This is a genomic window from Streptomyces sp. NPDC002845 (assembly GCF_053591955.1).
Window position 1 is genome coordinate 1 of sequence record NZ_JBSFUU010000119.1, and the last position, 20,726, is coordinate 20,726.

14 protein-coding genes are annotated in these 20,726 nt (G+C 72.1%); 9 read left to right on the forward strand and 5 right to left on the reverse strand.

Features of this window, described 5'->3' with window-relative positions:
- The first annotated feature begins 711 nt into the window (after window positions 1-711).
- The 6 genes from ACWD3C_RS44410 to ACWD3C_RS44435 all read left to right on the forward strand — a co-directional run bounded on the left by ACWD3C_RS44410 (window position 712) and on the right by ACWD3C_RS44435 (window position 8,737).
- The gene (locus tag ACWD3C_RS44410) at window positions 712-1,743 is read left to right on the forward strand and encodes an SMP-30/gluconolactonase/LRE family protein (protein ID WP_451153794.1); all 1,032 of its coding nucleotides are present in this window, start codon (window positions 712-714) and stop codon (window positions 1,741-1,743) included.
- A 73-nt stretch (window positions 1,744-1,816) separates the two neighbouring features.
- Window positions 1,817-4,210, forward strand: a complete 2,394-nt coding sequence (locus ACWD3C_RS44415; RefSeq protein ID WP_451153796.1) for an MMPL family transporter — start codon at window positions 1,817-1,819, stop codon at window positions 4,208-4,210.
- A 413-nt stretch (window positions 4,211-4,623) separates the two neighbouring features.
- On the forward strand, window positions 4,624-5,298 hold the full coding sequence (locus ACWD3C_RS44420; protein ID WP_451153798.1) for an HAD family hydrolase: 675 nt from the start codon (window positions 4,624-4,626) through the stop codon (window positions 5,296-5,298).
- Window positions 5,295-6,941: an FAD-dependent monooxygenase gene (locus ACWD3C_RS44425; RefSeq protein WP_451153800.1), complete on the forward strand. Its 1,647-nt coding sequence runs from the start codon at window positions 5,295-5,297 to the stop codon at window positions 6,939-6,941. The genes ACWD3C_RS44420 and ACWD3C_RS44425 overlap by 4 nt, the downstream gene beginning before the upstream one ends.
- Before the next feature lie 58 nt (window positions 6,942-6,999).
- On the forward strand, window positions 7,000-8,025 hold the full coding sequence (locus ACWD3C_RS44430) for a ScbA/BarX family gamma-butyrolactone biosynthesis protein (protein WP_451153802.1): 1,026 nt from the start codon (window positions 7,000-7,002) through the stop codon (window positions 8,023-8,025).
- 106 nt (window positions 8,026-8,131) lie between these two features.
- A complete protein-coding gene (locus ACWD3C_RS44435) occupies window positions 8,132-8,737 on the forward strand; it encodes a response regulator transcription factor (protein ID WP_451153804.1) in 606 nt (201 codons plus the stop codon).
- A 64-nt stretch (window positions 8,738-8,801) separates the two neighbouring features.
- Here ACWD3C_RS44435 and ACWD3C_RS44440 read toward each other — a convergent pair whose 3' ends face one another.
- The 4 genes from ACWD3C_RS44440 to ACWD3C_RS44455 form a co-directional block, all read right to left on the reverse strand.
- Window positions 8,802-10,052, reverse strand: a complete 1,251-nt coding sequence (locus tag ACWD3C_RS44440; protein ID WP_451153806.1) for a sensor histidine kinase — start codon at window positions 10,050-10,052, stop codon at window positions 8,802-8,804.
- An 80-nt stretch (window positions 10,053-10,132) separates the two neighbouring features.
- The gene (locus ACWD3C_RS44445) at window positions 10,133-11,767 is read right to left on the reverse strand and encodes a SagB/ThcOx family dehydrogenase (protein ID WP_451153808.1); all 1,635 of its coding nucleotides are present in this window, start codon (window positions 11,765-11,767) and stop codon (window positions 10,133-10,135) included.
- Between the two features lie 66 nt (window positions 11,768-11,833).
- On the reverse strand, window positions 11,834-14,239 hold the full coding sequence (locus tag ACWD3C_RS44450; protein ID WP_451153810.1) for a TOMM precursor leader peptide-binding protein: 2,406 nt from the start codon (window positions 14,237-14,239) through the stop codon (window positions 11,834-11,836).
- On the reverse strand, window positions 14,236-14,592 hold the full coding sequence (locus ACWD3C_RS44455) for a TIGR04351 family putative TOMM peptide (RefSeq protein ID WP_451153812.1): 357 nt from the start codon (window positions 14,590-14,592) through the stop codon (window positions 14,236-14,238). The genes ACWD3C_RS44450 and ACWD3C_RS44455 overlap by 4 nt, the downstream gene beginning before the upstream one ends.
- A gap of 251 nt (window positions 14,593-14,843) precedes the next feature.
- Here ACWD3C_RS44455 and ACWD3C_RS44460 point away from each other — a divergent pair, with 251 nt between their 5' ends.
- Both ACWD3C_RS44460 and ACWD3C_RS44465 read left to right on the forward strand, forming a co-directional pair.
- Window positions 14,844-15,680: an AfsR/SARP family transcriptional regulator gene (locus ACWD3C_RS44460; protein ID WP_451153814.1), complete on the forward strand. Its 837-nt coding sequence runs from the start codon at window positions 14,844-14,846 to the stop codon at window positions 15,678-15,680.
- Between the two features lie 218 nt (window positions 15,681-15,898).
- Window positions 15,899-16,690 (forward strand): thioesterase II family protein, encoded by a 792-nt coding sequence (locus ACWD3C_RS44465; protein WP_451153816.1) that lies wholly within the window; start codon window positions 15,899-15,901, stop codon window positions 16,688-16,690.
- Between the two features lie 299 nt (window positions 16,691-16,989).
- Here the strand turns inward: ACWD3C_RS44465 and ACWD3C_RS44470 are convergent, their stop codons facing one another.
- The gene (locus tag ACWD3C_RS44470; RefSeq protein WP_451153818.1) at window positions 16,990-18,621 is read right to left on the reverse strand and encodes an MFS transporter; all 1,632 of its coding nucleotides are present in this window, start codon (window positions 18,619-18,621) and stop codon (window positions 16,990-16,992) included.
- 311 nt (window positions 18,622-18,932) lie between these two features.
- Here ACWD3C_RS44470 and ACWD3C_RS44475 point away from each other — a divergent pair, with 311 nt between their 5' ends.
- Window positions 18,933-20,189 (forward strand): MFS transporter, encoded by a 1,257-nt coding sequence (locus ACWD3C_RS44475; RefSeq protein ID WP_451153820.1) that lies wholly within the window; start codon window positions 18,933-18,935, stop codon window positions 20,187-20,189.
- Window positions 20,190-20,726 lie beyond the last annotated feature (537 nt).

The following is a 20,726-nucleotide window of genomic DNA, read 5'->3' on the forward strand; positions in this document are numbered from 1 at the left end:
TCGTTGCCGAAGGACGCCGTCTCGGAGGTGAAGCGGTCGCCGGTGAGCTGCATGCCGTCACCGGAGTCCCCCGCGAACCGGATGACCACCCGGTCCAGGCAGCGCACGTCCTTGGTGCGGATTCCGGCCGGCGTCGGCTCGGCCTCTTCGATGTCCATGGTGTCTACCGTCATGCGACTCGTCTCCTCTGGCATTCCGCTGTCCGGCGCCGCTGTGTGCGCCAGGTTCTGTCTTCACGATCCCGTCGTCCGCCCGGAGGGCGGGCCTCGCACCCGCTGATGTCCGCGTAGGTGCGTGCTTTCGGCATGTTGGGTGGAAGCCCTCGTACCGGATGTACTCGGGCTTTCGCCCGGTGCGGCGAGTGGGGGCACCTCCCACGCCCTTGAGGCGGTGGGGGAGTGTGCACGGCGTCGCGGGGCGGACGGGAATCTGACGACAGGGTCTGGCTGACCGGGACGTTAGGCAGGCCGCCTTGAGCCGGGCCAAAGCGCCCTCCCGCGGATCTCCGTGGCGGCTTCCACCCGCTCGCCGCCGGTTTCAGTGGTGGTTCAGCGGTTCTCCAGAGCGGCTCGCGACCCTTCTCACCGGCCGGTGGCCAGCCGGACTCGGCGGTTTCACCCAGCGACGGGCACCCGACGCCCCTCCGCCCGCCTCCACCGCACATCGGCCCGGCCGATTTCCCGTCGTCGTCATCGCATCGAGGAGCACACCTTGGACGCGTCAGTCCCGGCCTCCCGCCGAACTCTGTTGAGACTCGCCACCGCGGCCACCATGGGCGGTGCGCTCGCCGCGACCCCACTGCCGGCGTTCGCCAGGTCCGCCCGCTGCCTGGTGCCGCGCACCCTCACCGTCACCGCCCCGGGCGTGTACCCGGAGGGCGTCGCCTGGGACCCCACGAGGAAGGCGTTCCTCGTGGGGTCGAGCGCACAGGGCACGATCTCGGTGGTCCGGGCGGACGGCTCGGTCACCCCGCTCGTGGCTCCGTTCGCCCAGGTGTCGGTGCTCGGCATCACGGTCGACGCGCCCCGCGGCCGGGTACTGGCCGCTTACACCGACTACTTCTTCCGGTTGCTGGGCATCGTGGACCCGTCGCTGCCCCCGGTGTCCGGGGTCGGTGTCTTCGACCTGGCCACCGGAGCCGTACAGCACCTGGTCGACGTCGCCGACGGACAGCCCCAGCCGCGCGCCAACGACCTCACCGTCGACCGCGCAGGCACCATCCACGTCACCGACACCGGCGCCGACACGATCACCTCGGTGAGCCGCGACGGCGAGGTCCTCCAGGTGATCCGCGACGACCGCTTCGTCACCGACGGCACCGGCCCGAACGGCATCGTCCAGCACCCGGCCGGATTCCTCCTCATGGGCAAGTACGACGGAGGCAGGCTCTTCCGCGTCGACCGCCCCCGCTCGGCGCGGCCGAGGGTCAGCGAGGTTCGTCTGGACCGTGCGCCGGCCTCCATCGACGGCATCGCGCTGCGCCCGGACGGCTCGCTGGTCGTCGTCTCCAACGACCTGTCGCTCTCCGGCGGACGTCGGGACCGGGACGCCGTCCTGGTGCTGCGGTCCACCGACGGCTGGCGCACCGCGCACACGGTGCGGGACCAGACCTGGCCGTTCGAGGACCCCACGACGATCGCCGTGACCCCGTACGGCGACTACGTGGTCAGCGGTGGGCTCCGGGAGGTCCTCACCGGCGTCCCCTCGTCCACGCCCGGCCAGTTCCACCTGCGTCGCCGCTGACGGCCCCGGCCGGCGCCCGTGGGCGTACGGCCCGGCACGCACCTCACCCACCCCGACCTCCCGGGAGCCCTCCATGTCCCCCGTAGCCCAAGACACCCCGCCCCTCGAAGCCGCCCCGCCGCGCGGTCCGTTCACCGCCCTAGCCCGGCTGGCCGGCAGCCGTGCCCGCCTGCTGCTCGTGCTCACCGTGATCCTCCTGGCCGGGTCCGTCGTCCTGGGCAGCGGTGTGGCCGACCGGCTGCGCAGCGGGGGCAGCGGCGGCGTCGTCGACCCCTCCTCCGAGTCCTCGTACGCCGCGGACGTCCTGGAACGGGAGTTCCCCGAGGCCCGGCCCAACCTCGTCCTGCTGGCCCGTGCCGACGGCGGGGTCGACGACGCCGACGTGGCGCGTCAGGGACGGGAACTCGCCGCCCGGCTCGCCGACGAGCGGGGCGTCACCGGCGTCAGCTCCTACTGGGACACCGGCGCCGCGGCGCTGCGCTCCGAGGACGGCCGGGAGGCCCTGGTGGTGGCCCGGCTCACCGGGGACGAACTGGAGGCCGAGCGCACCCTGGAGGAGCGGGTCGCCGGGCACTTCGACGGAGGGCAGGGCGACCTCACGGTCCGGATCGGCGGCAGTGTCGCCGTCCAGAACGAGCAGCAGACCTTCATCCGCGAGGATCTCCTGCGCGCCGAGGCCATCGCGCTGCCGATCACCCTCCTCATCCTCATGGTGGTGTTCGGCAGCGCCGTCGCCGCGCTGCTCCCGGTCGGCATCGGGGTGATCGCGATCCTCGGCACCAACGCGGTGCTGCGCGTCCTCACCTCCTTCACCGACGTCTCCGTCTTCGCCACCAACCTCACCACCGCCCTCGGCCTGGGCCTCGCCATCGACTACGCGCTGCTGATCGTGCGCCGCTACCGAGAGGAACTCGCCGCCGGCCGGGACATGCCCGGTGCGCTCGCCGTCACCCTCAACACCGCCGGGCGGACCGTGCTGTTCTCGGCCGCGACGGTCGCCGTCTCGCTCGCCGCGATGCTGGTCTTCCCGCTGTACTTCCTGCGCTCCCTCGCCTACGCGGGGATCAGCGTGGTGGCCCTCGCCGCCGCCGCGGCCCTGGTGGTCCTGCCGGCCCTGCTCGCCGTCCTGGGCCGGCGGATCGACGCCTGGGACATACGCAAGCTCGTCCGGCGCCGCTCCCGTGCGGGCAGGGAGCCCGCGGCGGCCGGAGCCGGCTGGGCCCGGCTGGCCCGGTTCGTGATGCGGCGTGCGCCGCTGGTGGCCACCGGCACCCTGGGCGTCCTGCTGCTGCTCGGCGCGCCCTTCCTGAACGTCGACTTCGGCACCGCCGACTACCGGCAGCTGCCCTCGTCCGCCGAGTCCCGGGTGGTGCAGGAGCACATCAGGGACCAGTTCCAGGGCAGCCCCACCGGAGTGATCGAGGTCGTCACCCGCGAGGCTCCCACCACGGGACTCGGGGACTACGCCGAGCAGTTGTCCCGGCTTCCCGGAGTGCTGCGGGTGGACGCGCCGACGGGCAGCTACACGGACGGCCGGGCCGCCGGTCCGGCCCAGCCCGGCCGGACCGCCGGCGAGATCTCCTATCTCACCGTGGTGCCCGGTGTGGAGGCCGTCTCCGACGAGGGCAAGGAACTGGTGCGGGACGTACGGGCGGTGGACGTGGACTTCCCGGCGTACACCTCAGGGACGACCGCGGCCCTGATCGACAGTCAGGCGGCCATCGGACGCGGTCTGCCGTGGGCGGTCGGCATCATCGTGCTCGCCACGCTCGTCCTGGTGTTCCTGCTCACCGGCAGTGTGGTGGTGCCGGTGCAGGCCGTCCTGCTCAACGCGCTCAGCCTGACCGCGATGCTGGGGGCCGTGGTGTGGATCTTCCAGGAGGGGCATCTGTCGGGGCTGCTGGGCTTCACCCCGACCGGGAGCATCGAGACGGCCCTTCCGGTACTGATGTTCTGCCTCGCCTTCGGACTCTCCATGGACTACGGGGTCTTCCTGCTCTCCCGCGTCAAGGAGGAGCAGGAGCGCACGCTCGACCACCGGGCCGCAGTGGTGGAGGGGATCCGCAGCACCGGCGGTGTCATCACCGCCGCCGCGCTCGTCCTCTCGGTCGTCATGGTGGCCATCGGCACCTCCCGGATCACCAACACGAAGATGCTCGGACTGGGGGCCGCCCTGGCCATCCTCATGGACGCCATGGTGATCCGTACGCTCCTCGTCCCCGCGGTGCTGTCGCTCACCGGCCGGGCGACCTGGTGGGCACCCGGACCGCTGCGCCGACTGCACGCGCGGTTCGGCATCAGTGAAGGCGGCCCGGCACCGGCCACACCGGCACCGGCCACACCGGCACCGGCCACACCGGCACCGGCCACACCGGCACCGGCCACACCGGCACCGGCCACACCGGCACCGGAGGAGAAGGGACAGGGCGGCGAGGTCGGCGCGGTGGACGGAAGGCCGTCCGGATGACGGCACGTCATCCATGCGAACCCAGGGCGCGGGAGGACCTCCACAGGCCCTCCCGCGCCCTCTTTGGCGAGGCGCAAGCGACCGTCGTTAGCGTCCGAGCAACGCGTCCGGCGGACGCCGCAGCAGCGTCGGTCGGACGCCCGGCCGGCTGAGGGCCGACGGCATCGTCGAGACCGACCGACTGAACGACCGAACCACCGCATGACCGAACCACCGCATGACCGAACGGCCGGACGCGCCGGAACAGCCGACGTGACCGGATCGGCCGGATCACCTGCACCGGCATGAGCCGTCCGGATCCCGGATCGAGCAGATCGACCAGAGCAAGGAGGAGCAGCCCGATGACATGCACTCAACAGAGTGGGCCACGTGCGCGGTCCGTACGCCGCGTCGCGGCGGGCGAGGGGAGCGCCATGGCCGTCGACACGGTCGTCGTCGACTACGGCGGAGTGCTGACCAACCCGCTCGTGGAGACCTTCGCCGCCTTCGCGGAACTGGCCGGGATCGAGGCCGGCGACCTCGCTCAGGCGTTCCTGGCGGCGACGGAACGCCACGGGGAGACCCCGATGGCCGCCCTGGAGACCGGCGCGATCACCGAGCGGCAGATGGTGGACCGGATCCTGGCGGAGCTCCCCGAGGAGGCGGGCCGGATCCTGGCGGACGGTCGCGGCTTCGGTGAGCTGTGGTTCCGGGGCCGACGCCCCAACGAGCCGTTCCTGTCGTTCCTGCGCGCCCTGCGCCGTGACGGGTACCGGCTCGCCCTGCTCACCAACAACGTCCGTGAGTGGGAACCCCTGTGGCGTGCCCAGCTCCCCGTCGACGAGCTCTTCGACGTGGTCGTGGACTCGCACCGGGAGGGCGTCCGCAAACCGGACCCGGCCATCTACCGGATCCTGTTCGACCGGCTCGGTACCACGCCGCAGCGGTGCCTGTTCGTCGACGACACGGAGGAGAACTGCCGGTCCGCCGCCGAACTCGGCATGCGCGCGGTGCGGTTCGCCGACACCGCCGGCGCCGTCCGCGAGATCTCGGCCCTGCTCCACCGTCCTGTGGCCGTGGCCGCCGACACCACGAGAGGTGCCCTGTGACGACCGCGTCGGTTCTGGTCGTCGGCTCCGGGCCCACCGGGCTCACCGTCGCCTGTGCGTTGTGGGACCTCGGAGTGCCCTGCCGTGTCGTCGACCGGCGCCCCGGCCCGGGCATCGCCCCCAAGGGGCTGGTGCTGTGGAGCGGCGCGCTCGAATGTCTGGACCGCGTGGGTGTCGCCGCGAAGCTCGCCGGGACGGCTCTGCCGCTGGCCGGGGCGTCGTACTGGTCGAAGGGCAGGCGCATCGCCGGTGCGCGGTTCGGCGGGCTGACGGGCACCGCATTCCCCGGTCCCCTCTGCGTACCGCAGCCGGTTACCGAACGGGCCCTGCACGCCCGGCTGACGGAGCTGGGCGGCGGAGTCGAGTGGGAGACCGAGGTCACGGCGGTGACCGTGAACCGTGGCGGGCCCGCGGAGTCGGTGACCGTCACCCTGAACTCGGCCGACGGGGAGGAGACGGTGACGGTGCCCTGGCTCGTCGCCGCCGACGGTGCCCGCAGCCTAGTGCGCGACAGCGTCGGCATCCCCTTCGAGGGGCATACCTTCGACCGTACGTTCCTGATCGGGGACGGCCGGCTGGAGGGCGCGGGTACCGAGGCCGAGGTGCAGCACCACATCACGCCGGACGGGGTGCTGGTGATCGTCCCCCAGCCCGACGGCCACCGGGTCTTCTTCGACATGGAACCGGACGCGCGGACCGAACGGCCGTCCGAGCAACTCCTGCAGCGGCTCCTCGACGAGCGGGGCCCGGGGGGACTGCGCCTGCACGGCACCTGGTGGACCAGCCGCTTCCGGGTGCACGCCAAGGTCGCCCCGCGGTTCCGTGAGGGCCCGGTCCTGCTGGCGGGCGACGCGGTGCACGCCCACACCACCGCCGGGGGGCAAGGGCTCAACACCGGTGTCCAGGACGGTTACGACCTGGGGTGGAAGCTCGCGAGCGTGGTGCGCGGCGCCGATCCGGCGCTGCTCGACAGCTATGAGGCCGAACGCCGCCCCGCGTCCGCCCGAGCGGTCGCGAACGGTGACCAGCAGACCCGGATGTGGCTGCTGCGCAGTCCGGCGGCGCGGCTCCTGCGGAACACGGTGATGCGGGTGCTGTCCGCCACCGGCCTGCTGGAGAAGAAGGCGATCCCCCTGCTCGCCCAGCTCGACCTGGACCACTCCGGGAGCCCGGCGGTGGCGGCATCCGGCGGCGACGCGGGTGTGCCGCGTGCGCTGAGGCTCGGGCGGCGTGCCCCCGACGCGGCGCTGACCCCGGTGCACGGCACGACAGCGACGTCGCTGCACGCCCATCTGGCGGCCGGGCGGCACACCCTGCTCGTGTACGGCGCCGAGGCCGCCGGGCAGTCGGCGGTGCGGGCCGCGGAGGCCGTGCGGGAACGGGGCGTGGAGGACATCGCGCGCGTGCTGTGGATCCAGCCCGCGGACACGGCCGACGGGCATGTCCCGCAGGACGGCGCCGCGTTCGCCGTCGTCCGGGAACAGGGCGACACGCTCGGCGGAGCCGACTCCCGGTGGGGTGCGTACGTGCGGCCCGACGGTGTCGTCGCGGCCCGCTCGGGCCCGGCCGGCCTCGACGCGCTCCTTGCCCGGCTGCCGTCCCGTCCGGCCTGCACGGCGCCGGTCCCGGCCGTACGGCCCTGACACGGTTCAGCAAACCGCTCGCGACACCGAGACCTCCCTGGAAGGACCAACCCCGACCATGAGCATTTCCCTGTCCGCGCCCACGTCCACGCCTGCGTCGGAGATGGCCCCGGTGCACCCCCGGGCCGCCGAGGTGGAGCTGAGCTACGACGCGACCGTTCCACGCACCTTGGTCCACCGGGCCTCGATAGCCGAGGTCTTCGTCACCGACTCGGCCGAGACGGGCGAGGACACCTTCGCCGTCGCCGCTCAGCTGCCGCGAGGTCATCTGATCGGGGAGGATTCCCCGTCGTACGACTTCACCCTGCTGGTGGAAGTGGTGCGTCAGGCCGGGGTCCTGGTCGCCCACCGTCATCTGGGGGTGGAACTGGGCTCGGCGTTCATCTTCCGGGACCTCAGGCTCCGTATCACCGCGTTCGAACCATTGCGCATCGGTCGGCGGCCGGCCGATCTGCGGGTCGGCATGGTCGTGCGGACCCGGCGCAACAGGGCGGGCCGGATACAGGGGTTCACCTTCACCGGTGATGTCGAGGTCGACGGACGGCCCGCGATGCGGGGAGAGGGCCGACTGCTGATCCTGTCCAGAACCACCTACCTGGCCATGCGGAGCAGGCGGCAGATGCCGGACCACCCCGGCTTCCTGCTGCCGCGTTTCACGGCGGCCGAACCGTGCGCCGTGGGGCGGCGCGACCCCAGGAACGTGTTCGTCACCCAGCCCGTCGTGGACGGCGAACCGGGGCGGTTCTCCTGCCAGTTGGTGGTGGACACCAACCATCCGCACGTCTTCGACCACCCGCTGGACCATGTGCCGGGCCATCTGCAGATGGAGGCCGCACGTCAGTTGGCGGTGGCCTCCGTCGCCCGGCTGCACGGCCTCGACCCGTACAGTCTGTCGGTCGCCTCCATCGACACCGACTTCACCGACTACGCCGAGTTGGACCGGATCACCAGCCTTCGGGCGACGGTCGGAGGATTCCGTTCGGACGAGGAACTGGGCACCTTCACCATCCCGGTCGCGGTGGAGGCCGTGCAGGAGAGCACGGTCACCACGGCCATGCGGCTCGACGTGTCCCAATGGTCTTGAGCGTTGGAGGAAATCGCTTTCCCGCTCTTTCGCACGCACTCTCTGCCGACTAATGTCCTAGTCAAACGGGCTGGCCAGGTCACTTCAGCCCGACTGGGAGAGTACTGTGATACGCATCCTGCTCGCAGAGGACATGCACATGGTCCGTGGGGCGCTGGTGGCCCTGCTGACCCTGGAGGATGACCTCAAGGTGGTCGCCGAGGTCGAGAGGGGGGACCGGATCGTCTGCACGGCACTGGACTGCGAGCCCGATGTTGCCGTCATCGATGTCGACCTACCCGGTCTCGACGGACTGAGCGCCGCGGCCCAACTGGCCCAACAGCTGCCCTCGTGCCGCACGTTGATCCTGACCAGCCTCGGCCGGCCGGGGACGCTCCGCAAGGCGCTCGCGGCTCAGGTGGGCGGTTTCCTCCTCAAGGACGCACCGCCGGGCCAACTGGCCGACGCGGTGCGGAAAGTCGCGGCGGGGAATCGGGTGATCGACCACCAACTGGCCCTGGCGGCCTTCGACAACGGCGAGAACCCGCTGACTCCGCGTGAGACGGAGGTGCTGCGGATGGCCTCGGCCGGAGCGGAGGCGGAGGACATCGCGAGACAGCTGTTCCTCTCGGTGGGCACGGTGCGGAACTATCTGACGACGGTCGTCACCAAGCTCAACGCGCGCAACCGGGTCGACGCGATCCGGGTGGCCAGGGAGAGCGGCTGGCTGTGAGGTGACGCGGGCATGCCGGGGCCTCAAGGCCAGCTTGCGGTCGTGTTCGAGCGGCGGGGCCAAATCAGCGGGTGTGACGGGCGGACTGTCGCAGCGGAGCCGCGGCCCGCAGCACGAACCACCCTGCCTCGTCCAGCCCGGACGCCAGATGCCCCCCGATCGACGTCAGCCGGAACTGCAGGTTGCCCAGGCCGCTGCCGTCCGAAGTGGCCGCCTGGTCCCCGTAGCCCGTCACGGTCTGCACCCCGTCGTTGGCGATGGTGAGGATCAGCTCGTCCGAATCCGTCGTCCGGCTCTCGATCCGGCAGTGCTCTGCCTTGCTGTGGCGCAGCAGGTTCGTGATGGCCTCCCGGAGCACGGTGGCCATGATGGTGTTCACTTCCCCTTCGGGGATGTCCGCGTGGCACTCCACCGCCGCCTGGATGCCGGCGGCTGCCAGGACCGCCTGCGCCGACACGGCCTCGGTGGTCAGTGACATGTCCCGGTAGCCACAGGCGACCGTGCGCACGTCGGAGAGTGCCTGTCGGGAGATCTCCAGGATGCTCTTGAGCTCGGCCAGGGCGCATTCGGGGTTTGTGGGCACGAGGCGGCACGCCAGTTCACTCTTGAGGGTGACGGCCGACAGGCTGTAGCCGAGCAGATCGTGCAGGTCGCGGGCGAAGCGAAGCCGTTCCTGTGTGACGGCCAGCCGGGCGAGCTCCGTCTGGGCCGCCTGCACCTCGACCACCAGCTGGGCGAGCCGGTTGAGGCCGTACAGGATCAGTCCGGTCAGTACGGTAGAGACGGCGATGTAGACTGAGCCGACGAGGCCCATGCCCAGCAGCGGTCCGGTCGCCCAGGCCACCACGGCGACCAGCCCGAAGAGCGGCCAGGCAACCGCGGGCCGGAGCACGAGCAGCAGGGAAGCGCCCAGGAAGCCGGCCATCCCGCCCCACCCGAACCCCAGGGCTAACAGCGGCAGATAGGTCAGCAGGGCCTGCAGGGTGAGCGTCCACCGGTACCAGCGTGCCCGGAAGTGCCGCAGGCGATGGGTGCTGTGCACCAGTTGGAGAAGGAAGACCAGACTGAAGCCGAGGGCCGAGGCGGCGAGGGTCAACGGGCCCGGCTCCGCGCCCAGGATGTTCAGGAAGCCGATCAGGACGAAGCCGCACTCGACGATCAGGGCGACCCCCAGGGCGAGCCGGGGTGGCGGGGCGTTGAGTCCAAAGGCACGCGCAGTCGCCGACAGAGTGGGGTTGCTGCCGACGCCGCCGGTGGCGGAATCCCCCAGGGGCATGTCGGCGTATATCTCCGCGCGCGGTGCAGCTACCTCCATGAATGCCCCTCACGCAGAACAGGATCAAGGAGCAATCAGTGTATGCGGACTGGCTGAATTTCAAATATTGAATGTACAACTCACGGACCAACTGCACGCGTCTCGTGGGTGTTTGGTGACGGCCGGGGGGATGTCCCCAGGGCGAAGCCGCCGACGGTCGGCTCGATCAGCCAGTCGGTGCCGGTGGTGCGGGCGGCCAGTTCGACGTCGCCGCTGCCCAGGGCGCAGGAGGCCAGGCCCATCGCGGTGCAGATCAGATACAGGTTCTGGATCACCGCGCCGACGTGCTTGAGCGTCAGGGCGTAGGGCAGACCGCTGTACTTCCACGACAGGCGGTGGATGCGCGAGGTGATGGTGATGACCACGGCGGGCGGGTCGGCCAGCCCCGCGGTGATCTGCGCCTCCGCGAGCAACTCGGACGTCCCCGAGTCCGTTTCGTCGTCGCAGAGTTGCACCAGGCAGTGCTCCAGTGGGGCGTAGTAGTGGATGCCCGACGGGATGCCTGCGCAGTCCCGGACGGTGAGGTAGAACTCGAGTTCGTAGGCGCGGCCGCCGCTGGGATAGGGCCGGTCGGTGTACCCCTCCCCGTGCCGGGCATGGCCATGCGGTTCGTACAGGCCTCGGACCCGCAGCGCCCGGTACAGGAACTCGCCCAGCACGGCGGCGGTGAGCCGGTCCGAGCCGTAGGACCGGATGCTGTGGCGCTTCTCCACCACGGTGGTGAGCGGCGGGTCCGAGGCCGTCACCTCACTCAGGGAGGGCCGGGTGAGGGGGAGCCGCGGGCCGTCGGGCAGCGGCTTGAGGGCCGGGGCGGGGGGCAGGCGCTCGGCGAGCGGATAGGTGGCGCCGAAGTCCGCGTCATGCCTGCCGAGTGTGGAGCGGCTGTGGAAGAGCAGGTCGACGGCGGACCACGACAGCAGCGCCGGGTCCCGGTCCTCGGCGAAGGACGGGACCGCGTCGCGGTTTCCCCTGCCGTCGTCGCGCACACCCGGTCCGGTGCGGTCGCCGGCGTCGGGCGACGGCTGCTCGGCGGCGAGCACCATGCCGGTCCCCAGCAGATGGGCGATGATCTCCGCGATCGCCGGGGCAGGCAGTGGTACGGCCGCGGCGATCTCGTCGACGGTGACCGGGCGACCGAGCATGCCGATCACCCATGCGGCCTCCAGACCGTGCAGTACGATCCGGTACAGCGACACGGGGGACTCCAGGACGAAGCCATCGCCCTCGCTGCGCAGAAGCGCGAAGCGGGACAACCGCACCGGACCGTGCCGGTCGGCGGTGTCCGGCCGGTAACGGGCCGACTGCGCGATCGGGACCACCGACAGCAGAAGCTGGTCGGCGCCCTCCAGCATCAGCGAGCGCACCACCAGGTGCTGCAATCGGTGCAGCACCAGCAGGATCTCGGCCTGTGAGTCCGCGGTGCTCCGATCGGCCGTGCGCCCCCCGGGGGAGGAGGGGCGCACGGCGCTCTCGGCCGCTATCTCGGCCACCACGTTGGCCAGCGAGATGGGACCGAGGCTCATCCGCCGCAATGCCTCGCGGACCAGCGGGCGCGCCCGGTGCAGCCGGGCCTCTCCCCACCGCCCGGAGAGCACCACGGGACTGGCCGGGCAGCTCATGTCCACCAGGACGTCCTCGCGGAGCGACCACAGGGAGACACAACGCCTGTCGTTCTGTGCGGTCACGGTGGTGCTCAACAGCCTCTCGGAGGACACGGGAACTCCTGGGTGGACAGGGTGGACAGGGTGGACACGAGGGACGGGGAGGGAGGGCCGTGCGATTCAGACGAACAGGGGAACGGGATTGAGGTCGTTGTACGGCGTCGGGGCGGACAGCCGGCCCAGCCGCACCGGTACGTCGAACAGCCGGCCGGGGGCGTACCGGGCCCAGAAGTGGCGCAGCCCTGGTACGACGGCCTTCACCACCGGGATCCCGATGTCGGGCCTGGTCTGGTCGAGCACCAGCAGATCCATGCCGTGCCCGCGCAGCAGCTCGACGACAGCTTCGACGTCGTCACGCAGGTCCGGACGGTTCTGGAACTCGAAGTCGGCCGCGCCGCGTGCCGGTCGAGAGGGGTCGGGCAGCAGGTAGGGCTGGGTGCGCACGGTCGCCCCCCACCACCAGCCGAGCGGTTCGGGGGCTGTCGAACCGTAGCCCGTGCCGTCGGGCCGGGCACCGGTCACCGCGGGCAGCAGCTGGTTCATCTCGGTCAGGGCGCGGCGCAGCGCGACGGCCGGATCGAAGTGCGCGCCGAACCCGAACATGATGTCCTCGGCCGGTTTGTCGGTGCGCCGCGACACCGCCGCGAAGACCGGGATGCCGAGGTCGGAGGTGAGGTCCAGGGCCCATACCTCACGGTTCAGGTGCCGGTACGCGGCGTGCAGTTCGTCGGTCCAGCTGTCGCCGAAGCCGCCCGGACCGTCCAGACGCACGCCGGGCTGCCGGGTGCGGTTGTACCACCAGAGGGCCACCGCGTCCCGTTCGACGAGTTCCAGGAAGCCGTGCAGGATCGCGTCCTCCAGACTGCTGCCGGCGGCATTGCCGTTGGAGTCGGCGCGCAGTGAGCAGCAACCGGCCACCGGGGACGCCCCGTCGAGGGAGCCCGGGAAGTACAGCATGCCGGTCGGCAGCAGCCGTTGCCGTTGCTCGGTGAGTGACCACACGGGGGTCCAGTCGACCGGAGCCCGGTCGTCGAAGGGTTCGGGAACGTACTGGAACGAGTCGTGCAGGGCGTTCCACCGCTCGCGGTCGCGGAACTGCCGGGGGGCGAACAACTGGCAGGCGTCCGGGGAGACGGCCACGTCCCCCAGACCGCGCAGGCTGTCCCTGGTCCGTGGCTCGTCTCCCTGGAGGGTTCCGCTGTACCGCTCCAGCGCCTCGCACAGCGCGCTCACCTCGGCATCCAGCGCGGTGGCGCCCTTGCCGCCGCTGAGCTGACGCAGCCCGGCCCGCAGTCGTGCCAGGTCGGTCCCGCCCAGCGCGGGATTGCGGCCGGCCAGATAGCAGTGCAGACCTGCCGGTGCCCGCGGATCCTTGCGGATCTCCTCGACCACCCCGGTCACCGGGCTGACCAGATGCAGGTACCGGTCACGGACCTCCTGGGGAGAGCATGCCCGGTGACCGCCTCCCGTGTACGACGCCTTGGGCCGGGAGACGATCGTCACCGGCTGCCGTACCTGCCGCGCGACGAGGCCGGGGTCGCCGCAGTCCGGACACTGGGGGCGACGCCTGAGCTCGTGGTGACGGGTCGTCAGGGAAAGGGTGTCCAGGGTCAGGACCGCGGACTGGCCCGGATGGCGGTAGCCGGCCAGCCACTTCGCCGCCTCCAGCGCGGTGAGCTGTGCGGCCGCGGCCGCGGAGGGCGGCACCTGCGCGGTCGGCCGGGGAACCGGCCCGGTCAGGCCGAGCGCCCGACGCACTGGGGCTTCGGACTGCCGGTGACCGCGCAGCCGGTGGGCCAGGCAGGACCAGCAGGGGCCGGAACCCGGCCGGAACACCGGGCCGACCCACGCGGTGGAACCACCGGGCCTGGCCAGCAGCCAGGACCGTCCCGTGGCCCGGTGCAGGGCGTCGATCTCGTACAACTCGGGGTTCAGATAGTCGTCACAGACGACGAGGGACAGCCGGACGACATCCTCGCCGACGACACAGTCCGCACCGGCCATGCACTCCGCACCGCGGGCGCCGCCGTGACCGGCCACCGCCAGTCCGGCGGCCCGGCACGCCTCCAGCACCCCCTCGGCGCTCGCACCGCCCACCGTCAGGACCTCCAGCGGAGCCGCGGCCAGCTGCCGCAGGGCCGCCGTGCCGTCCAGTCCGGCCAGTTCCCAGTACGCGCGGGCAGGCCCCGGGGCCGTGCCGTCGGAGCGGCCGCCGGTGACCGGGACCGGTGCCGAGTACCCCACGAGGCCGGCCTGTGCGAGCCTCCCGATCAGTCGGCCCACCTGCTCGGGAGGGATGTCGGGGGCCGCGTCCCGCAGGACGGACGGGAGGTCCCTGGTGCCGTCCAGCAGGGGTACCAGGGCTTCGATGCGATCGCCCTGCAGCGCGGTCACCCCTCGGTCGGAGAGCAGATAGGCCGCGTCGTTGACGACGACCTCCGCTCTCAGGTGGCTGCGGAATCCCACGAGCCGCCGGTCGTGTGTCCTCGGCACATGTTCGGGACGCTCACCGAAGAGGGCGGTCACTGCAGGACCGTCCGGCTCCCGGCCCGCGCGGTCGTGGACCCGAGGTCCGGGGACAGATTGTCGTGCGACAGAGAGAAGCAGGTCCACGCATGGGCGGTCGTCGGCCGCGAGAGCTCCTCGATGGTCAGTTCGCACACCGGGTTCTCGGGCAGTGCGGGAGGCTGCTGGCCCTGGGCCAGCGTGACGCCGAACTCGTCGAGCACCGACATGGCGTCCACCCGGTAGCGCTGTGAGAGTTCCGGCTCCAGCCACGCGTGTGCGACCAGCTCCGAGAACCGCAGTTCCTGGCCGAGGCCTGCGGCCTCGTCCACGCCGTACGGACCGTCGAGAGTGGGAAAGACGTCTTCGTGCACGTTACCCTCCGCGTTCAACCTGTGTGTGGATCGGGAGTCGCCGTGATCGGACCGGCACACAGGATTGTTCGGTCACCGAGGTCGCGGCCGACAGTGTTCTCCTCATGCCTCCCATATGAATTCGTCATGGGTCAGTGCCTCGGTAATTCACACGCGAGCGATGAATCGCTCACTGGGGGCGGCGCGGCCGCCGTGCCACTGTGGAGCGCCCCGAACGAGAGCCGAGCGGTTTTGGCTGGAGGGAGAACCACATGGAGGTCCGGATCCTGGGGCCGCTCGTCGCCCAGCTCGACCACACGTCCGTGGTGCCCAGCGCGGCCAAGCCGCGCCAGGTGCTTGCCCTGCTGGCACTGCACGCCGGCCAGGTCGTGACCGTGTCCACCCTGCTCGACGAACTGTGGGGGGACGCGCCGCCGCGCACCGCGCCCGCGACCCTCCAGACGTACATACGGCAGCTGCGCCGCAGGCTGGCCACGGCTCTGGGTCCGACCACCGTGCGCGGGCCCAAGGATGTGCTGTGCACGCGCTACGGGGGCTACGCGCTGGACGTGGCGAGGGCCTACGACGCGACGGAGTTCCAGAGGCTGTCCACGGCCGGGCAGACGGCGCTCCGTGAAGGAGCCGCCCAGGAGGCGTCCGTGCTGCTGCACCAGGCGCTGGAGCTGTGGCGCGGACCCGTCCTGGCCGACGTACAGATCGGCCGGGCGCTGCAGGTCGAGACGGTGCGGCTGGAGGAGACCAGGCTCGGCGCCCTCGACGCCAGGATCGAGGCCGACATGCGGCTCGGCCGGCACGCCGCGCTGCTCGGGGAGCTGACCGCCCTGGCCGCACAGCACCCTCTGCACGAGACCGTGCACGCGCAGCTGATGCTGGCGCTGTACCGTTGCGGCCGGCCCTCCCACGCTCTGGGCGTCTACCAGCGGCTGCGCCAGTGTCTGATCCGAGAGCTCGCACTGGAGCCGTCGATGCGGCTGCGGCGGCTGCACCAGTCGATTCTGCGGGCCGACCCCGGTCTGGAGTCTCCGGACCCGGTAGTGGTCGACGGCGACGAGCTGCGCGTCGTGCCGCCGACGCCCGCCTCGGTCTGAGCCGTTCCGGTCGGCCCTCGCACCGGGCCCCGCACCGGGCCTCGCGTGCGGAGCCCGCGCCCCGGTCCCGGTGAGGTGCCTCCAAGGTGTGCTCTCCTCCCCGGTCGACGCCGCGCGACGGGCGTTTGGCGGTCCTTAAGCGCCGCTCCCGACGCTGTGGGTACCGCGGGCCCTGGTCACCCGGTGGCCACCGCGTACCGAGAGGAGCTCCGGGCACTATGACGCGATATCTGAGACGCGGTGGCACGCGCCACGACGGTCGCCTGCGTATGTTCTGCTTCCCCTACGCGGGCGGCGGTGCCTCCGCCTACGCGGGGTGGCAGCGCTGGCTGGGAACCGGAGTGGAGGTGCTGCCCGTGCAACTGCCCGGCCGCGAGGGTCGGATGCCGGAGCCGCGCTTCACCGATCTCTCCGCGCTCGTGGCGGACCTGGACCGGGAACTCGGCGAGGAACTCGACGGCCCTCACGTGCTGTACGGGCACAGCATGGGCGCCCTCGTCGCCTTCGCCCTGGCCCAGCACCGCCGGGCCCGCGGCGAACGGCTGCCCCTCGCGCTCCTCCTCGGCGCTCACCGTGCTCCGCACCTGCCAGCCCCGCCGATCACACACGGCTATGTGGCGGACGACATGGAACTGGTGCGCGGGCTGGCCGCGCTGGGAGGTCTGCCCCGGGTGCTGCTGGACCGCCCGGACTGGCTGGCGGCACTCCTGCCCGTCGTCAGAGGCGACCTGATGCTCTGCGACGGCGCCGGGAGTGTGGACCGTACCCCGCTGCCGATTCCGCTGCACACCTTCGCCGGGGCCGACGACCAGCTGGTGACCGTCCCGGAGATACGGGAGTGGTCCCTGTACTCCACCAGGGAGTGCGAGACCGTGGTGGTGCCGGGCGGCCACTTCTACATCAGGGAGCAGGAGAACGTTTTCCTCGACCGGCTCTCGGAGGTACTGAGCCGTTACACCGACATCGCCGACCTGCTCGGCATGGACCTGGTGGGAGCACCGAGCGACTGACCGCCGGCCTCCGGCCCGAGGGCCCGCCCGGCGGATCACGCGGGCCCCGGGCCGAGAGCTCGGGTGTGGGACCTGCTCGGACAGCCTGCGGGAGCGTGCCCGGCCCCACGCGGCCCACGCATGGTCCGACCGGACAGCACCAAGCGGCCGCCTCTCCTCGAACTCACGGAGGAGAGGCGGCCGTTCGCAGCACAGTGGTGAACTCGCGAGCCTGTGCGGGCCGGCCGCGCCCACGCGGCGGAGCCGTATGCCGCCACGGCCCCGCGCCCCCACAGGGCGCGGGGCCGCACCAAGGCCGCTCAGCGGGCGGGTGCCCGCCGGGCCGGGACTTCCGGCGCCGGGGCCCCGGGCACCACGGTGTCCAGGGCGGGCCCGGCCTTCGTGGCGCCGGGCCCGCCACCGGGCACACCGGACTCGGCGGGCACCCCCGCTTCGCCCGGGGCACCGCGCGCGCTCGCGCGACCCGGCATCAGCAGTGCGGCGACCGCCGCGCCGCTCGCCACGACGGCTGCCGCCGCGGTCAGTCCGACCCCGGCGGCGTGGTCGAAGGCCGCTCTCGCGGTCGCGGCGGCGGCCTGTCCGGCGTCGCCTCCGGTGCGTTCGGCGAGTGCCAGGGCGCTGTCCAGCGTGCGCCTCGCCGCCTGCGGCTGACCGGACCGGGACATCTCACTCGTATAGCTGTGGGCGAGCACGCTTCCGACCACGGCGACGCCCAGTGCGTTGCCGAACTCCTGCATCGTCATGTCCAGCGAACCGGTCGCACCGGCCCTCTCCGGCGGCACCAGGGACATCACCACGTCCGTTGTGGGCCCCATGGCCAGCCCGAAGCCGATCCCCGCCAGGACCAGCCCGACGAACACCGGCGGATAGCCGTCGCCCACCCGGCCGAGGACCAGCACACCCGTCGCCCCGACCGCCAGGCCGACGGCCACGCTTCCGCCGGGCCCGACCCGGCGGACCACCGCGGGGCACACCAGCGTGCCGAGCAGGACGGCGAACGCCACGGGCATCACCGCGAGCCCGGCTCGCAGCGCCCCGTAGCCGAAGGCGAACTGCAGCCGCTGGGTGAGTACGAAGAGAGTGCCCGCCAGGCCGAACATCAGCAGCAGGATGCTCACGCTCGCTCCGATGAACGGCGCCCGGCACAGGAGGGCGAAGTCCACCATGGGGTGGGGGTGCCGGCGCTCCCACAGCACGAAGCAGACGCCCGCGACGGCGGCCACGGCGAAGCCGACGACCGGCCCCGTGGAGGCCCAGCCGTGTTTCGACGCCTGGATCGTCCCGAAGACCAGCCCCACCATGGCAGCCGTGCCGAGCAGCGCGCCGAGCGGGTCGGGACGGCGTGGCGAGGGATCGACGGACTCCGGCAGCAGCAGAGCTCCGGCGACGATCACCACGACCACCGGCACCAGGTTCACCAGGAAGATCGACCCCCACCAGAAGTGGCTGACCAGGGCACCGCCGACCACCGGACCGGCCGCGACCCCCAGCGCGGAGGAGCCGCTCCACACACCGATCGCCCGGGCTCGCTCGGCCGGGGGGAAGACATGGACCAGGACGGCGAGTGTGCCCGGCAAGATGCACGCCGCGCCCAGCCCCATCAGCACCCGCGCCCCGATCAGCTGACCGGACCCGTCCGCGGTCATGCCGACCACCGAACCCACGCCGAAGACGGTGGTCCCGAGCAGGGCGGCGCGCTTGTGGCCGTACCGGTCGGAGAGCGTTCCGGCGGTGAGCAGCGCCCCGGCGAGGGCCAGGGCATAGCCATCCACGATGAACTGGATCTGGCCGACATCGGCGTCCAGGCTCCGCATCATCTCGGGGATGGCCACGTTGAGCAGACCGTTGTTGAGCACGATCGCGAACAGGGCGAGGGAGAGCACACCGAGGATCCACCAGCGGCGGGGATCCGCGGTCTCGGTGCCGGTCATCTGTAGGTCCTCCGTCAGGGGGGCACAGCGGTCGACGTCACCTTCGCCGGGCCCGCTGAAGGGGGGCTTGCGGCGTGGGTCTGCGGCGCAGGGCCCTGCGGCGCCGGAGTCCGTACGCGTGTCGCGGCGCGTGTCACCGCTCCTTCGGGCCCCGGTCGCCGCCACCGACCCCCGCCGACCCCCGCCGGCCCCGTGCCGTCCGGCCCTCCCTGCCGTCCCGTCGTCCGCTCAAGCGGCACTACAGCGCGGCTCCATACGGTCCGGCCGGTGCCGCCCTCGAGTGAGTGGCGGCGATCACCGAAGGAGGTGCCATGGAGATCCCGGTACGGCTGCGACAGGCTCGCTCCGCACTGCTGCTGACCTTTCTCGTCCACGGCGCGGTCTTCGCTCTGCTGGTCACCCGCATCCCGGCCATCCAGGATCGGTACGGCCTCAGCGACGCCGCACTCCCGCTGTTCCTCGCGGCCGTGCCGGTCCTGGCCGGTGTCGGCAGTGTCACGGTCTCGCGCGTGGTGCGCCGGATCCCCGCGTCCGTCGTGGTGCGTGTCGTCCAGCCGGTGATCGGTCTGGCGCTGGTCGGGGTGGGAGCGGGCGAGGCCGTCTGGCAGCTCACGATCTGTCTGGCGGTCTTCGGGCTGCTGGTGGGTGCCATGGAGGCGAGCCTGAACATGACAGGCGTGGGGATCCAGCGCGGCTACGGTCGCAGCGTCATGCTGGGCTTCCATGGCGCCGCGAGCCTCGGCGGCATCCTCGGCGCCCTCCTGGCCTGGGCCGGGGCTCACTGGCACCTCTCCCTGTTCACCCTCTTCGCCGGTTCGGTCGTCCTGCTGCTGCCGGTCGCGATGTCGGCCGGCCCCCGCCTCACCCGGCGGCCGGACGGACCGTGCCCGGCGACCGAAGGCCCGGTCGCCGCCGAGTCGGCCGCCGAGGCAGCCTCCCCACGGCCGGGCGGACGGCGTGGCGTTCCCTGGAAGCCGCTGCTGCCGCTCTGCATGATCATGACCGTGGCCGTCGTCGCCGACTCCACCGCCACCAACTGGAGCGCCAAGTTCCTTCAGGACACCCTGCACAGCTCGGAGGCGATGGCGACCGTACCGTACGCCCTCTACATGGCGGCCACCCTGATGGGCCGCGCTCTCGGTGACGGCTGGGTGCAGCGGTGGGGAGCGGTGTCCGTGGTGCGGGCGGGCGCCCTGCTCGCCGCCGTCGGGTTCGCCGTCGTCGCCGCCGCACCGGAACCCCTGACCGGCGTGTTCGGCTTCGCCGTGCTCGGCGCGGGGCTGTCCGTGATCACGCCGCAGGTCTTCGTGGTCGGCGCCCGGCTGCTGCCGGGCGCGGCGGACACCGCTGTGGCTCGCGTCAACCTCTTCAACTACGTGGGCTTCCTGATCGGCCCGCCCCTGGTCGGAGCCGTCGGGGCGGCCGTCTCCTACCGTGCGGCCATGTGCGTGCCGCTCCTCCTCGTGCTGGGCGTCCTCCTGGTCGCCCGCTCCCTGGCCGCACCGGACCCGGCCGCCTCCGCCGCGCGCGTCCCGCGGCCGGAGGCGACAACGACCACCGCCGGCTGACGGCGCCACGCGTCCCCCACGTGGCGCCCGCCCGGTTGTGCCCCGGCTGCCCGAGCGGCAGCCGGGGCACTTCCGCGCCGGTGCCCCCGCGCCCGGTACCTGGTGCCGGTGACGTCCCGCCGGTCGGACCGCCGCGCGGCGGTCAACGCCGCCCTCGGGCGGCGTTGCCGCCATCTGACGTAGCGTCGGCCATGCCGCGACCGTGCCCCGCGTACTCGTAGCCGACCGGCGTCACACCCCGCCGCGGGACGTGCCCCGGCGCAGGGCGCTCGCCTTCCGCGCTCCGGTCCACCCTCGGCTCCTCGGCTTGTGTCGTGTCCCTGTGCTCGCCTTCCATGCCCCGGCCCGGACCCCGGTCCACCGACCCGCCTGCCCGTACGGCCGACCCGCCCGGCCCCGTACGGCCGCTCGCCCGACTCGCCGCCCGCGCTGGGTCTTTAGCCCAAGGCCGTGAAGTTACGGGCTGATCGTCGGCGTCAAGATGTTGATGCTGAGGGTGGCTTTGTAGGTGCGTCGGTCGACCTTGAGGCTTTTGTA

Coding starts and splice junctions, on each gene's coding strand:
- ACWD3C_RS44475 (WP_451153820.1), top strand. CDS start 18,933: ATGGAGATCCCGGTACGGCTGCGACAGGCTCGCTCCGCACTGCTGCTG.
- ACWD3C_RS44465 (WP_451153816.1), top strand. CDS start 15,899: ATGACGCGATATCTGAGACGCGGTGGCACGCGCCACGACGGTCGCCTG.
- ACWD3C_RS44440 (WP_451153806.1), bottom strand. CDS start 10,052: ATGGAGGTAGCTGCACCGCGCGCGGAGATATACGCCGACATGCCCCTG.
- ACWD3C_RS44430 (WP_451153802.1), top strand. CDS start 7,000: ATGAGCATTTCCCTGTCCGCGCCCACGTCCACGCCTGCGTCGGAGATG.
- ACWD3C_RS44460 (WP_451153814.1), top strand. CDS start 14,844: ATGGAGGTCCGGATCCTGGGGCCGCTCGTCGCCCAGCTCGACCACACG.
- ACWD3C_RS44415 (WP_451153796.1), top strand. CDS start 1,817: ATGTCCCCCGTAGCCCAAGACACCCCGCCCCTCGAAGCCGCCCCGCCG.
- ACWD3C_RS44470 (WP_451153818.1), bottom strand. CDS start 18,621: ATGACCGGCACCGAGACCGCGGATCCCCGCCGCTGGTGGATCCTCGGT.
- ACWD3C_RS44420 (WP_451153798.1), top strand. CDS start 4,624: ATGGCCGTCGACACGGTCGTCGTCGACTACGGCGGAGTGCTGACCAAC.